The organism is Leucobacter sp. 1207-22 (assembly GCF_052850455.1).
In genome coordinates this window covers 120305-133558 of sequence record NZ_VXCR01000002.1, presented here as the reverse complement: position 1 = coordinate 133558, position 13254 = coordinate 120305, and the positions used below count along the sequence as shown (strand labels likewise).

Genomic DNA, 13254 nt, shown 5'->3' with positions numbered 1-13254 from the left:
GGAAAGACTTAGTCTTCGTCGATCACCCGAACGAGAATCGCGCCAGAGCCTGGGCAGAAAATAACCTCATCGACTGGCGCTTCAAGCACCGTGCTCATCTCAGCTGGCGAAAGCGCCATGTTGCTGCCCTCGGAAACATTGCCGCGCAAGCGTGCAGCGCCGATGCCCACCTGCGCACGGGTCTCCTCGTACAGTGCAAGCAGGTCACCTTGAATTTCAGCAGCGAGACCGGCACGGTCTTCTTTTGCCTGCGCAAGATCTTCAGCGATCTGCTTCTCGGCTGCGGCGAGTCGCGCCTGCACGAGTGCGCGGCGTTCATCGATGCCGTGGTAATCGGCCTCTGCTGCGGCGAGCTTGGCCGATACGGCTTCAGCTGCCTCGGTTGCAGCAAATTCCTGCTCCTCCAGCAACGCCTGACGGCGTGAGAGCGCGTCGATCTCGCTCTGGATGGCGATAGCGTGCTTTGGATCAGTCGCCTCTGCAAGCAACTTCTCATCGTGTGCACGGCGCTCTGCAGCGAGCTTCACATCAGAGCCAAACCGCGCAAGCTCAAGCGCGACTGTGTCAGACTCACGCTGCGCTGCGAGGAACGCATCGCGTGATGCCACGCGCTCCCCCTCAATCGCGGCAAGCTCGGCCCGTTCTGGCAACTGACCGGGCATACGATGCAGTCGAGCGAGGTTATGGTCAAGAGCCTGGAGATCAAGCAGCAAGTGCTGCTGACGCGGAAGAGCCTTCATGGTTGCAATCCTACCGCGCCAGACGCACGTCAACTGAAAATCAGCGCTCGGCCCCCACCGCAAAGGTCCACGGGTCGGTGCGCAGGTCGCTGACCCGGAACTCAACGCCCGGCAGCCTCGCGCTCAATCGTTCCGCTGCACCGGCAAGCCACAGCGACTCGCTAGCCCAGTGCGCAACATCAATGAGCGCCGGTCCCCCGGCGACATTCGCCGCCTCAATGGCTTCCTGCGCAGGGTGATGGCGAAGGTCGCTGGTGACATACACATCGGCCTCAAGCACTGCAGGATGCGCAAGCAAACTGTCTCCTGCGCCACCGCAGAGTGCAACGCGACTCACCTTGCGGTCAGGATCGCCTGCAACACGCACGCCCGTCACGGTCTGAGGCATGACGTTGTTCACGCGATCCGCAAATTCACGAAGCGTGACGGATGCGACGAGAGTACCGACTCGACCGATCCCTGACATCGGATCCGCGCCTGGCTCAATGGGAATGGCGCCGAGTAGGCCGAGTCGCTGAGCGATGACATCAGAAACTCCCTCCTCGGGAGCGTCTGCGTTTGTGTGCGCCGCAATCAGCGCACATTCCGCGCGAATGAGCCGCGCGAGCAAGGCACCCTTGGCGGTGTCCTCAGCAACCGTATGGATCCCACGCAAAAGGAGCGGGTGGTGCGTCAGCAACGCATCAGCGCCCCACTCGATGGCCTCATCGACAGTTGCGGCGACCGCGTCTACCGCGAGCAGCACACGCGTGATCGGCTGTGCGTCACGGCCAGTCACTAGACCTACCTGGTCCCACGACGCAGCCGTTTCTACTGGCCAAAAGTCCTCAGCGACTGCGCGCAGATCAGCAAGTACGTATTCACTCATGACTACCTCCGAAGGAGCTTGCGTGCGAGCCAGTTACCCAGCAGCTGCACAACCTGTACTAGCGCAATGATAATCAGCACCGCGGTCCAAGTAACCCACGGGTTGAACTGACGGTAGCCGTACTGCAGCGCGAGCTGACCAAGGCCACCTCCGCCTATCGCGCCAGCCATCGCGGTCATGTCCACAATCGCGACGAACGCGAACGTGTACCCCAGGATGAGTGGGCCAAGACCTTCGGGAATCAAGACCGTAAAGATCGTGCGGATCGGGCCAGCGCCCATCGCGCGCGCCGCTTCGATCACGCCGGGCGACACTGTCAAGAGGTTCTGCTCAACGAGCCTCGAAATACCGAAAGTCGCTGCGAAGGAGAGCACAAAGATAAGTGCCTTATCTCCAATACCGACGCCGACGACCAGACGCGCGAGAGGCTGCAGGGCAGCGATCAGCACGACGAATGGAATCGGGCGGAAGAAGTTCACCAAGAAGTTCAACACCCAGTAGACCGGGCGGTTCTGCAACAGGCCGCCCTGCCGAGTGACGGTGAGGAGCACGCCAAGCAGGAGCCCGAGGAATCCACCGACACCGAGCGCAATCGACACGTAAGTCAGCGTTTGTACGACAGCTTCCAGCAGCTTGCCGTCAGAAATCAGATCAAGTAGCCGATCCATTAGACAAGCACCTCCAGTTCTGCAACCTGGCCGAGTGCGGCCACTGCATGTTCGACGCGCACGTCGTCGCCGATAAGTTCAAGAGTGAGACGACCAAAGCTGCGGCCGCCGACATCGGTAATGCCACCGTGGATAATGTTCACACCAACACCCCGATCGGCAAGTGTTTGGAACACAACGGGCTGATCCACATCTCCGTCACGGAACTTCAGCGAGACGATGCGGCCGCGGTGCCGTTCTTTGAGCTTGTCAAGATGTACCTGGTCTGGCAGCGTCGGCAACGCTGTCGCGACGAAGCGACTCGTGGTCTCCGCCTGCGGGTTTGAGAAGACCTCGTAGACCTCGCCCTGCTCGACGGCGACGCCACCAGACATGACGGTGACACGGTCAGCGATCTCACGCACGACTTCCATCTCGTGGGTGATCAAGATGATCGTGATGCCGAGCTCAGCGTTCACACGCTTCAACAGGGCGAGGACCTCCTGAGAAGTCTGCGGGTCAAGCGCGCTCGTGGCTTCGTCAGCGAGCAACAGCCCCGGCCGTGTCGCTAGCGCACGCGCAATACCCACGCGCTGCTTCTGTCCGCCAGATAGCTGGTCAGTGTACGAAGTTGCTTTGTCAGACAGTCCGACAAACTCGAGCAGCTCAGCTACCCGCGCTTCGCGTTCCGCCTTCGGAACACCAGCAACGATGAGCGGATACTCGACGTTCTTTGCAACCTTCTTCGAATGGAAGAGATTGAACTGCTGGAAGATCATGCCAATCCCGCCGCGTACCTGACGCAGCTTTGATTCAGGCAGTGCAGTAATCTCCTGCTCGCCAACCGTGATACTGCCGGATGTCGCTCGCTCGAGGCCGTTCACCAGCCGCAGCAGGGTGCTCTTTCCAGCACCGGAGTAACCGATGATCGCGTGAATTTCGCCCGAGGCAACGTCAATTGAGACATTATCGACGGCGAGGACCGGGGTGGCGTCCTTTGATCCGCGCCCCGGATACTGCATCGATACGTCTGTGAGTGTGACGCGAGTCATGAGCGTCTCCTTTCGTGCGAGCTAAAACGCCGGAGCGGGATGCCCGGTCACCCGTGCACCCCGCTGTCGACATTGCTGCGTAAGTTCGCGATTACTTCTGTGAAGCGCGGACGTCGTCCTCCGCGGTCTTCAGGATCTTCGCAAGCTCCGACTTGGAAAGCTTAACCGCTACCGCACCGTCACCGACGTAATCCTTCAGCGCAGCCTGGACGTCTGCGTTGTTCTGGTAGATGTCGACGAGCTTGTTGTAGGTCTCGTTATCGAGATCATCCGTACGTGCAGCGAAGATGTTGATGTAGGGCTGCACCGACTCATCCTCTACGCCGTCTGCGCCGAGTGAATCCTTGAAGTCCAGGCCTGCTGGCTCAACGTAATCGTTGTTCACAACGCCTGCGTCAACGTCTGGGAGTGACGAAGGAATGAGGTCAGCAGCAAGGGTCTGCACCTTGACCTTCGACTTCTCTGCAATGACATCGTCGGCAGTCGACGTGTTCGAACCACCATCCTTCAGCTCGATAAGGCCAAACTTCTGCAGCACCAGCAGTGCACGTGCACCGTTCGAGGGGTCATCAGGAACAGCGATTGTGCCGCCTGCAGGAATCTCGTCAAGGCTCTTGTACTTAGCCGAGAAGATGTTCATCGGGTAAATGAACGTCGAGCCGATGATCCCAAGGTCATCTCCCGAAGCAACGTTGTGCTCAGCGAGGTACTGAATGTGCTGGAACTGGTTGAGGTCGAGCTCGCCCTCCGTCAGCGCCGGGTTGGGCTGGGGGTAGTCATCGAAGTCAACAATTTCAACGGTGATGCCTTCTTCTGCAGCAGCGTCGACAAAGGTGGTCCAGTAGGGCTGACCGCCGGGAACAACACCAATCTTTACGGTGGCGTCGTCAGCCGCAGGGGCCGAGCATCCAACGAGTGAGGTGGTGGCGAGTGCGAGTGCTGCGACGGATGCAGCCAGGAGGCCGCGCTTCTTCAATGACATTGCAGTCCCTTTCGTGAAGTTGAAAATCCAATGTGGAACCTCTCAAAGTTCACTGCAGAAGTGAGCAAAATTCGATGTGGAGGAACCGTGTTGTCAACAAGTTTCACCCGAATGCTGAACTTCTCGCGAATCGCGGTGTCACATTCCGTCACTCTCGACTCAGACCCGTGGGATACTGGAGGGAGACTGATATCAGTATCCGGCGGGGAAAGTGTTTACCTCCGCCAACCCACCCGGGAAGGAACCCCTCGTTCAGATGAATCAGCCCGCAGCTACTCACCTCGAGTCCTGGAACGCAAAGCAAGAGCTCGCCGAACGCATGATCCCGATGATCGGCCAGCTCTACCGCGACCATGATGTCGTCATGTCAGTACATGGCCGCACGCTCGTTGGCCAGTCAGCAATCGACATCATCCGCGCGCACAGCTTTGCACGCAAGATCGACGTCAATGAGCTCCCGCTCACCGAAACCTTCGCGATCATTGAAACCCTCGCGGCAATTCAGCCCGGCCCGGCTTCGATCGACCTCGCGCTTCTCGCAGCGGCATTCCGCGCAACCGAGTCAGCAGATCTGGAGTCGTTCCTTCGCGAACAGCTCGCAAGCAACGCTGACACCGCACCTACCGCAGGTAGCGATGTCGTGCTCTACGGCTTTGGTCGCATTGGCCGCCTCCTTGCTCGCATCATCATCGATCACTCCGGCAGCGAGAACGGCCTGAACCTCCGCGCGATCGTTGTGCGCAAGGGATCAGAGAACGATCTGGAGAAGCGCGCAAACCTCCTCCGCCGCGATTCGGTACACGGCCCCTTCAACGGCACCATCAGCATCATCCCTGAAGAGAACGTCATCCTCGCGAACGGCGTTCGCATTCAGGTGATTTACTCGAACGATCCCGCAAGCGTTGACTACACCGCTTACGGCATCAACAACGCGATCCTTGTGGACAACACGGGCCGCTGGCGCGACGCTGAAGGCCTCGGCCAGCACCTCCAGAACAACGGCATCGCACGCGTTCTGCTGACCGCACCGGGCAAGGGCGACATGCTCAACGTTGTCTACGGCGTTAACAACGACAAGATCACCGATGCTGACACCATCCTCAGCGCCGCATCTTGCACGACGAACGCGATCACCCCCGTTCTCAAGGTCATTAACGACGAGTACGGCGTCAAGCAGGGCCACGTCGAGACCGTACACGCGTACACGAACGATCAGAACCTCATCGACAACTTCCACAAGGGAGACCGTCGCGGCCGCTCGGCAGCACTGAACATGGTGCTCACTGAGACCGGTGCGGCAAAGGCGGTTGCCAAGGCGCTTCCCGAGTTCGAGGGCAAGCTGACGGGCAACGCTATCCGCGTTCCAACCCCTGACGTTTCGATGGCTGTGCTGAACCTGCAGCTTGAGAAGGAAACCACTCGCGAGGAGATCAACGAGCTCCTTCGCCAGGTATCGCTGACCGGCGCGCTTCGTACCCAGATTGAGTACGTCGAGTCGTCAGAGATCGTCTCGATGGACTTCGTTGGCTCAAACCGCGCTGGCATCGTTGATGGCCTCGCGACCATCGTGACCGGCTCAACCGCAATCCTCTACGTCTGGTACGACAACGAGTACGGTTACAGCTGCCAGGTTGTTCGTATCATCGAGCAGCTCGCGGGTTCACATCCCGCACAGGTACCAGCACGTAACGCCTAATTCCCACACCCCGACGAAACATGCACAAGGGAGAGCATCATGTCTGAGAAGTTCCTTATCGGTGTCGACGGTTCGGCACAGAGCCGCACCGCACTCGCGTGGGGCCTGTCGCGAGCGACGGACCGCAAGGCGTCTGTCGAGTTGCTGCACGTAGCCGACGATTCGTTCCTGTCGGAAAGTGCAGTCTTCCTCTCTGAAGCGCAGGACGCTTCTCAGCAGATGCTCGACCTTGAGGCGGCATACGCACGAAGCATCGGTTTCGAGGGTGAAATCACTGGGACCGCTGTGGTCGGCCACCCGATCCTCGAGGTCGAAGAAGCGTCAAAGCGCGCTGACCTGCTCGTTCTGGGTGCCCATGAAGGCAGCAAGTTCGCTGGCTCCTTCTTTGGCACGCGCGCGGTCAAGGTCGCGGCAACGGCACACTGCCCCGTCGCGGTGATTCCAAGCACCGAGGTCGACTCGTCTGCTGGAATCGTTGTCGGTGTCGATGGCTCTGAAGCGTCGCAGAAGGCAATCGACTACGCCGCTGAAATCGCATCGTTCCGTGGCGTACCCCTCATTGCGGTGTACGCATGGATGCCCCCGCTTACCCCGGGCCTTGAGTACCTGTGGAGCGAGGACCTCGTCAAGTCGCAGCAGGCTGCGGCAGAAGAGGCGATTGCAATCGGCACAGCAGGTCTCGCGTCACGCTACCCCGATCTCACGATCGAGCGTCACATCGTGCAGGCTCCCCCGGTCGCTGCTCTCGTGCAGGCCGCCGAGAATGCCCAGATGATTGTTGTTGGTAGCCGCGGTCGCGGTGGCCTCAGCCGATTGCTCCTCGGATCGGTCAGCCACGGTGTTCTCCAGGCACTGCCGGTGCCAACCATCGTGGTTAAGCCGTAACTACCTGTTTCGTCAATGGCGGGGTGGATCACCAAGATCCACCCCGCCATTGTTTTGCTCGCACACCCAGAATCAGGGTTCGAGTGCATTTCACGCACCAACCGGATACGCTCAGGAGTGGGCCTTCTCTGCGAATGAAGCCCGCACTGGCAGCTATCGATGCGCAAGGAGAGACACCGCATGAGCGAAGCTCGAATCGAACAGGTGATCACACGTGGGTGGATCGGAGCAGGCCGTCCAGGGCTCCCTGCAGAGGGCTTCGAACTCGAGAACAACGTGTGGCTCCTCGGCGACGATGCCGAGGTGCTCATCATCGACGCAGGCCACGATGCTGAGGCCATCGCTGCAGCAGTTGGTGACCGCAGCGTACTGGGAATTCTGCTCACCCACGGGCACGAAGATCACGTGAACGCGGCGCTCGAACTCGCATCGAAGGTTGATACTCACGTGTATCTTCACCCAGCTGACTTGCCGATCTGGGCAGAAACGCACGGTGAGGCCCTGCCCGACTTTGAACTTGCAGACGGCGCACTATTTGCCGCTGCCGGGCTTGAACTGCTGACCATCCACACTCCGGGCCACACTCCAGGCTCTGTGAGTTTCGCTGTGCCTGCGCTTGATGTGGTGTTTAGCGGTGACACGCTTTTCCATGGTGGGCCAGGTGCTGTCAGGTGGAGCTACTCAAGCTGGCCCCAGATCCTCGATTCAATTGAAACTCGTCTCTTGACGCTCCCCAACAACACCAGGGTACTTCCTGGGCACGGCGAACTCACCTCCGTCGCGGATGAGGCACCAAGCATGGAAGCCTGGCGACGCCACAACGCCTAGCGTCTCGAGGCTTGAAGCGAGTTCGCCTGAAGCATAGCTGCACGCGCGCGACGACGTACGGGTCTACACTTGGTGATGAACACACTCGTGCTCCGGGGTCGGTGAAATTCCGAGCCGGCGGTGATAGTCCGCGACCCGAGGCCTTCTGGCCAAGGTTGAACCAGTGAAACTCTGGTACCGACAGTTACAGTCTGGATGGTAGAAGCACAGGCGTGAGGTACAGTCGCGTACGCCATTTGGCGCGCGCTGCACTCACGTTCTCCCTCGGCAGTATCGAACGAGAGGAGAAAAATGAATCTGTTCCATTGGTTCGTTGAGCTGTTTAATGCCCACTGGCAACTACCGGGCGGTCAGTCTTTGCTGGTACGTGAAGTCGTTGGCAACGTATTCGGTCTCGCGTCAGCACTCGGAGGCATGCGCAGGCGCATCTGGGCCTGGCCGGTCGGCATCGTCGGAAACCTCCTGCTTCTCACTGTGTTCTTGGGCTCGATTCTCAATCCAGCCCATGAGCTTCCGAGTCTGCTCGGGCAGGCTGGACGGCAGGTGATGTTTATCACTGTCGCGATCTATGGCTGGGTGCGCTGGAAGAACGCAAGCAAGAGCAACAACGGCCAGGTGACACCACGTTGGGCATCAAACTCAACTCGCATCGGGCTTGTACTCACCATGATTCTCGGCACGGTCGCACTGACCCCGCTTTTCCGCGCACTCGGCTCATGGGATCCAGTATGGGCAGACGCATGGACGTTCGTTGGTTCATTGCTCGCCACATATGGCATGGCCAAAGGATGGACGGAATTCTGGCTCATCTGGATCGCCGTTGATCTGGTTGGGGTGCCACTTCTCTTTAGCTCTGGCTACTACGCGACGGCATTCATGTACGTTTTCTACGGCGCATTTACCGCAGCCGGGTTCGTTGTCTGGGCACGAGCCCACAAACATGCGAAACCGTGCATTGATGCGGTGATGCCCGATCCGCGCGTCTCACCTGCTACCCAGAGCATCGAGAAACAGGAGGCGTCGTCACCGTCAGCATTGGCCACCTCCGAACGCCCCAAGGAGACCACGTCGCCGATCCCGGTACAGTAATTTCGTCTCGGCAGGCACCACACCAGGGGGCCTGGACCAAGCTTCACGCTTCGTCCAGGCCCCCTTCCGTTCTGCTCAATCGTTCGAGGTTGTCCCGACAGGCTCGCCGAGGCTCAGGAACTCACGGTTGTGATACGCCATGGGCGGGTGAGTTTCACCTTGTACCGAGCCAATAACCTCAGCTACCACCACGACCGATGACCCAACCGTCTCCGTGTGCAGGGCCCGGCAACGTAGCGCGGCTCGCGCACCTCGTAGGTATGGCTCCCCCGTCGCGAGCTCAGCCCATCCTTGCTCGGGAGTAAATCGCTCCGTGCCCGAGACGGCAAACGTCCGAGCAATTTCTGAATGCCTCGAGTCAAGGAGATGCACGAGGAACGATTCTGCCCGCAAAATTCCCCCGGCGCTCCCGGTCGCCCGCGTCACTGAGAACACGAGAGCTGGCGGATCAACACTTACCGAAGCAACGCTTGAAGCAGTCAGACCAACCGGGCCATCCTCAGTTTGCGCCGTAATCAGTGAGACACCGGCAGGATGGTCCCGAAATGCAAGTTTTAGGGCATCCGCGGTTGCTGTGGTTGACTCAACGACAACGTTTCCCGGCTTGGTAATACTCATGCCCGAATAACTCCTTGTTTTACAGACTCGTGCCTACTCACCATATCCGCGCCACGCAGTGAACCTCGGGAGATGTCTCAATATGACGCTGCGATACGCTTGCAGCAACTCGCCTGCATCTCCCAATGGTGAGCAACGCACGTCCTGAATACTAAGGAGTCAAAGATGGTCCTCGAAGTTGGCACAATCGCACCTGATTTCACGCTGTCCGATCAGCACGGTGAGGAACTCACCCTGAGCGAACTCGTCACCGAGTCGCCAGTCGCACTGGTCTTCTTCCCCCTCGCTTTCTCCGGCATTTGCACCGGTGAACTCTGCGAGCTGCGTGACAACATCGCAATCTTCGAAGATGCGAAGGTTCGCGTGTTCGGCGTCTCTGTCGATTCTGTCTATACGCTCAAGGCATGGGCGGATCAGGAAGGCTACAACTTCTCCGTACTCTCAGACTTCTGGCCTCACGGTGGAGTCTCGAAGGAATACGGCGTATTTATCGAAGAAGCAGGCATTGCAACACGCGCGACTTTCCTCATCGGTAAAGATCGCGAAATCCTCGCTTCGTTCGCAACAGAGCCTGGTCAGGCGCGAGATTTCGCCGCGTATCGCGAAGCTGTCGCGAAGCTTGCCTAGGTTTTAGGCGCGCTCGATTCGCTGTCGGGTGCCGTTCTGTTCTATAGTTAACAGGTCGCAGTCGACAGCAAGCGCCCTTAGCTCAGTTGGTTAGAGCATCTCGTTTACACCGAGAGGGTCGGGAGTTCGAGTCTCTCAGGGCGCACCACCAACTCCCCGCTCACGCGAGCGGGGAGTTTTCTTTTCTTCAGCCTTCATCTCACGTCATCGTGATACGATGACGACAGCATGAGCCTTCAGGGGCTTGAGTATTCCTAAAGCGTCACACTCGCCCCCGATTCTGCTAACCAGTGGACTTGATTTTCACTCAACTTTCGCCGCCTCGGCCGCAGATTGTTCAGTTTCCACATGAAATATCGCACAATCACCTGTTTTCTCGTGCAAACCCGATAGTCTGGGACGGTGTTGGCGAATCCGCCGACTCGGTTGTGCACGCAAATTGATGATCACCCTTGTCGTCTCATTTGCGTGCCATGGAAAGTATTGGAGCTTCCTGTGGCGGTTAACACCCAAGACCCGTACGCACCGGATCACGAGGACGTAGATCCGGCAGAGACCGCTGAATGGCGAGACTCACTTGACGCCGTTGTAAAGGAGCGAGGTGCTGGCCGTGGCCGTCAGATCATGACTGATCTGCTCGACCGCTCACGTCAGCTGCATCTCAACGTACCGATGGTCCCGACCACGGACTACGTCAACACCATCGCAAGCGCTGATGAGCCCGAATTCCCCGGCGACCACGATATTGAACGCCAATACCGCTCATGGATCCGCTGGAATGCAGCAATGACCGTGCACCGTGCGCAGCGCCCCGGCATTGGCGTTGGTGGTCACATCTCGACGTACGGCTCGGCTGCTTCGCTGTACGAGGTTGGCTTCAACCACTTCTTCCGCGGCCAGGACCACCCTGGCGGCGGCGACCAGATCTTTATTCAGGGTCACGCCTCACCTGGCATGTACGCTCGCGCATTCCTCGAAGGACGCCTGAGCGCCGATCAGCTCGATGGCTTCCGTCAGGAAAAGTCGCACGCGGCAGGCAGCCTTCCGAGCTACCCCCATCCCCGCTTGGCGCCTGAATTCTGGCAGTTCCCAACGGTTTCGATGGGCCTCGGGCCGATCAACGCGATCTACCAGGCTCAGGTCAACAAGTACCTGACCAACCGCGGCATCAAGGACGCATCTGACCAGCACGTCTGGGCCTTCCTTGGTGACGGCGAGATGGATGAGGTTGAGAGCCGCGGTCAGCTGCAGGTCGCAGCGAACGAGGGCCTCGACAATCTGACATTTGTCGTGAACTGCAACCTGCAGCGCCTCGACGGTCCAGTTCGTGGTAACGGCAAGATCATTCAGGAGCTCGAAAGCTACTTCCGTGGCGCGGGCTGGAACGTCATCAAGGTCATCTGGGGCCGCGAGTGGGACGACCTGCTCCAGCGTGATGAAAGCGGCGCGCTGCTGAACATCATGAACACCACACCCGATGGTGACTACCAGACCTACAAGGCCGAGAACGGTGCTTTCGTGCGAAACCACTTCTTTGGCAAGGATGAGCGCGCGCTCAACCTGGTGAAGGACTACTCAGATGACCAGATCTGGGGCCTTCGCCGTGGTGGCCACGACTACCGCAAGGTATACGCGGCCTACAAGGCAGCAATGGAGCACAAGGGGCGCCCAACCGTCATCCTCGCGAAGACGATCAAGGGTTACGGCCTCGGCCCACACTTCGAGGGGCGTAACGCTACGCACCAGATGAAGAAGATGACGCTGCAAGACCTCAAGCTCTTCCGCGACACCATGCACATCCCCATCACGGATGCTCAGCTTGAAGAGAACCCGTCGCTCCCCCCGTACTACCACCCGGGCGAGAACAACGAGACCATCCAGTACATGCACGAGCGTCGTCGCGAACTCGGCGGCTACCTGCCAGAGCGTCGCTCAACGCACGTAGATCTCGCTGTGCCAGAAGAAAAGACCTACGCGATCGCCAAGAAGGGTTCTGGCGCGCAAGAAGCTGCGACGACCATGATCTTCGTGCGCCTGCTCAAGGACCTCATGCGCGACAAGAGCATGGGTGATCGCTTCGTGCCAATCATCCCCGATGAGGCCCGTACGTTCGGCATGGACTCGTACTTCCCCACGAAGAAGATCTACAACCCGCACGGCCAGAACTACGTTTCGGTTGACCGTGACCTGCTGCTTGCATACAAGGAGAGCCCGCAGGGCGTCCTGTTGCATGTTGGCATCAACGAGGCCGGAGCGGCTGCTGCGATGACCGCGGTTGGCACCTCCTACTCGACACACGGCGAGCCCCTGATCCCGATCTACATCTTCTATTCGATGTTCGGCTTCCAGCGCACCGGTGACGCAATCTGGGCAGCAGGCGATCAGATGACTCGCGGCTTCATGATTGGCGCAACCGCTGGTCGCACAACGCTCACTGGTGAAGGCCTGCAGCACGCTGATGGCCACTCACTGCTCCTCGCTGCAACTAACCCGGCAGTGCTGTCGTACGATCCGGCATACGGATACGAAATTGGTCACATCATGCGCTCCGGCATTGAGCGCATGTATGGCGGCAACCACGAAGATCCGAACGTCATGTACTACGTCACTGTGTACAACGAGCCCATCATCCATCCGGCCGAGCCTGAGAATGTTGACGTTGACGGGATCATCCGCGGCATGCACCGCGTTGCCCCCGCGACCGCAGGTGAGCTTGGCGCACAGATCCTCGCTTCGGGTGTTGCTGTTCCTTGGGCAATTGAGGCTCAGCAACTCCTTGCTCAGGACTGGAACATTGCAGCAGATGTCTGGAGTGTCACGAGCTGGGGCGAGCTGCAGCGTGATGGCGCCGCAGCCGAGAAGCATAACTTCGAGAACCTCTCGGCGGCTCCTCAGCAGTCGTACGTATCAGAGCGACTCGCAGGCGCAACGGGCCCAGTCGTTGCCGTCAGCGACTGGTCGACGCAGGTACCCGAACAGATCCGCCCGTACGTGCCAGCAGACTACTCTGTGCTCGGCGCCGATGGCTTCGGTTTCTCGGACACTCGCGCCGCAGCGCGCCGCTTCTTCCGAATCGACCGCGAGTCGATCGTTGTGAAGGTGCTTCAGCGCCTTGCAGCACAGGGAAAGATTGATGCCAGCATCCCCGCTCAGGCGGCAGCCAAGTACAAGCTCGACGACGTGAACGCTGGCACGACCGGCGGCGCGGGCGGAGACGCTTAA

12 protein-coding genes, 1 tRNA gene and 1 riboswitch are annotated in these 13254 nt (G+C 59.3%); of the genes, 7 read left to right on the top strand and 6 right to left on the bottom strand.

Features of this window, described 5'->3' with window-relative positions:
- Positions 1 to 8 precede the first annotated feature (8 nt).
- The 5 genes from FW756_RS03775 to FW756_RS03755 form a co-directional block, all read right to left on the bottom strand.
- Positions 9 to 740 (bottom strand): zinc ribbon domain-containing protein, encoded by a 732-nt coding sequence (locus tag FW756_RS03775; RefSeq protein ID WP_446428852.1) that lies wholly within the window; start codon positions 738 to 740, stop codon positions 9 to 11.
- A 40-nt stretch (positions 741 to 780) separates the two neighbouring features.
- The gene (locus FW756_RS03770; protein WP_446428851.1) at positions 781 to 1608 is read right to left on the bottom strand and encodes a Nif3-like dinuclear metal center hexameric protein; all 828 of its coding nucleotides are present in this window, start codon (positions 1606 to 1608) and stop codon (positions 781 to 783) included.
- Positions 1609 to 1610: 2 nt separating this feature from the next.
- Positions 1611 to 2276 (bottom strand): methionine ABC transporter permease, encoded by a 666-nt coding sequence (locus FW756_RS03765; RefSeq protein WP_188024329.1) that lies wholly within the window; start codon positions 2274 to 2276, stop codon positions 1611 to 1613.
- Positions 2276 to 3307, bottom strand: a complete 1032-nt coding sequence (locus FW756_RS03760) for a methionine ABC transporter ATP-binding protein (RefSeq protein ID WP_446428850.1) — start codon at positions 3305 to 3307, stop codon at positions 2276 to 2278. The genes FW756_RS03765 and FW756_RS03760 overlap by 1 nt, the downstream gene beginning before the upstream one ends.
- A 91-nt stretch (positions 3308 to 3398) precedes the next feature.
- The gene (locus FW756_RS03755; RefSeq protein ID WP_446428849.1) at positions 3399 to 4289 is read right to left on the bottom strand and encodes a MetQ/NlpA family ABC transporter substrate-binding protein; all 891 of its coding nucleotides are present in this window, start codon (positions 4287 to 4289) and stop codon (positions 3399 to 3401) included.
- A gap of 256 nt (positions 4290 to 4545) precedes the next feature.
- Here FW756_RS03755 and FW756_RS03750 point away from each other — a divergent pair, with 256 nt between their 5' ends.
- The 4 genes from FW756_RS03750 to pnuC all read left to right on the top strand — a co-directional run bounded on the left by FW756_RS03750 (position 4546) and on the right by pnuC (position 8787).
- Complete coding sequence (locus FW756_RS03750) at positions 4546 to 5985, top strand: glyceraldehyde-3-phosphate dehydrogenase (protein ID WP_446428848.1); 1440 nt, start codon at positions 4546 to 4548, stop codon at positions 5983 to 5985.
- A 39-nt stretch (positions 5986 to 6024) separates the two neighbouring features.
- Complete coding sequence (locus FW756_RS03745) at positions 6025 to 6870, top strand: universal stress protein (protein ID WP_446428847.1); 846 nt, start codon at positions 6025 to 6027, stop codon at positions 6868 to 6870.
- Positions 6871 to 7050: 180 nt separating this feature from the next.
- Positions 7051 to 7698 carry an MBL fold metallo-hydrolase gene (locus tag FW756_RS03740; RefSeq protein WP_446428846.1) on the top strand — a complete coding sequence of 216 codons (648 nt, stop codon included), beginning with the start codon at positions 7051 to 7053 and terminating at the stop codon, positions 7696 to 7698.
- Between the two features lie 84 nt (positions 7699 to 7782).
- Positions 7783 to 7909: riboswitch (FMN riboswitch) on the top strand.
- An 80-nt stretch (positions 7910 to 7989) separates the two neighbouring features.
- Positions 7990 to 8787: a nicotinamide riboside transporter PnuC gene (gene pnuC / locus FW756_RS03735; protein ID WP_446428845.1), complete on the top strand. Its 798-nt coding sequence runs from the start codon at positions 7990 to 7992 to the stop codon at positions 8785 to 8787.
- A 75-nt stretch (positions 8788 to 8862) separates the two neighbouring features.
- Here pnuC and FW756_RS03730 read toward each other — a convergent pair whose 3' ends face one another.
- Positions 8863 to 9405, bottom strand: coding sequence for a flavin reductase family protein (locus FW756_RS03730; RefSeq protein WP_446428844.1), 543 nt, complete (start codon positions 9403 to 9405; stop codon positions 8863 to 8865).
- Between the two features lie 165 nt (positions 9406 to 9570).
- On the opposite strand from FW756_RS03730, the gene FW756_RS03725 reads away from it, so the two are divergent.
- The 3 genes from FW756_RS03725 (at position 9571) to aceE (ending at position 13254) form a co-directional block, all read left to right on the top strand.
- The gene (locus FW756_RS03725) at positions 9571 to 10032 is read left to right on the top strand and encodes a peroxiredoxin (protein ID WP_446428843.1); all 462 of its coding nucleotides are present in this window, start codon (positions 9571 to 9573) and stop codon (positions 10030 to 10032) included.
- 71 nt (positions 10033 to 10103) lie between these two features.
- A tRNA-Val gene (locus FW756_RS03720) sits at positions 10104 to 10180 on the top strand.
- A 347-nt stretch (positions 10181 to 10527) separates the two neighbouring features.
- Positions 10528 to 13254, top strand: coding sequence for a pyruvate dehydrogenase (acetyl-transferring), homodimeric type (gene aceE / locus FW756_RS03715; RefSeq protein WP_446428842.1), 2727 nt, complete (start codon positions 10528 to 10530; stop codon positions 13252 to 13254).

Coding starts and splice junctions, on each gene's coding strand:
- FW756_RS03775 (WP_446428852.1), bottom strand. CDS start 740: ATGAAGGCTCTTCCGCGTCAGCAGCACTTGCTGCTTGATCTCCAGGCT.
- FW756_RS03770 (WP_446428851.1), bottom strand. CDS start 1,608: ATGAGTGAATACGTACTTGCTGATCTGCGCGCAGTCGCTGAGGACTTT.
- FW756_RS03765 (WP_188024329.1), bottom strand. CDS start 2,276: ATGGATCGGCTACTTGATCTGATTTCTGACGGCAAGCTGCTGGAAGCT.
- FW756_RS03760 (WP_446428850.1), bottom strand. CDS start 3,307: ATGACTCGCGTCACACTCACAGACGTATCGATGCAGTATCCGGGGCGC.
- FW756_RS03755 (WP_446428849.1), bottom strand. CDS start 4,289: ATGTCATTGAAGAAGCGCGGCCTCCTGGCTGCATCCGTCGCAGCACTC.
- FW756_RS03750 (WP_446428848.1), top strand. CDS start 4,546: ATGAATCAGCCCGCAGCTACTCACCTCGAGTCCTGGAACGCAAAGCAA.
- FW756_RS03745 (WP_446428847.1), top strand. CDS start 6,025: ATGTCTGAGAAGTTCCTTATCGGTGTCGACGGTTCGGCACAGAGCCGC.
- FW756_RS03740 (WP_446428846.1), top strand. CDS start 7,051: ATGAGCGAAGCTCGAATCGAACAGGTGATCACACGTGGGTGGATCGGA.
- pnuC (WP_446428845.1), top strand. CDS start 7,990: ATGAATCTGTTCCATTGGTTCGTTGAGCTGTTTAATGCCCACTGGCAA.
- FW756_RS03730 (WP_446428844.1), bottom strand. CDS start 9,405: ATGAGTATTACCAAGCCGGGAAACGTTGTCGTTGAGTCAACCACAGCA.
- FW756_RS03725 (WP_446428843.1), top strand. CDS start 9,571: ATGGTCCTCGAAGTTGGCACAATCGCACCTGATTTCACGCTGTCCGAT.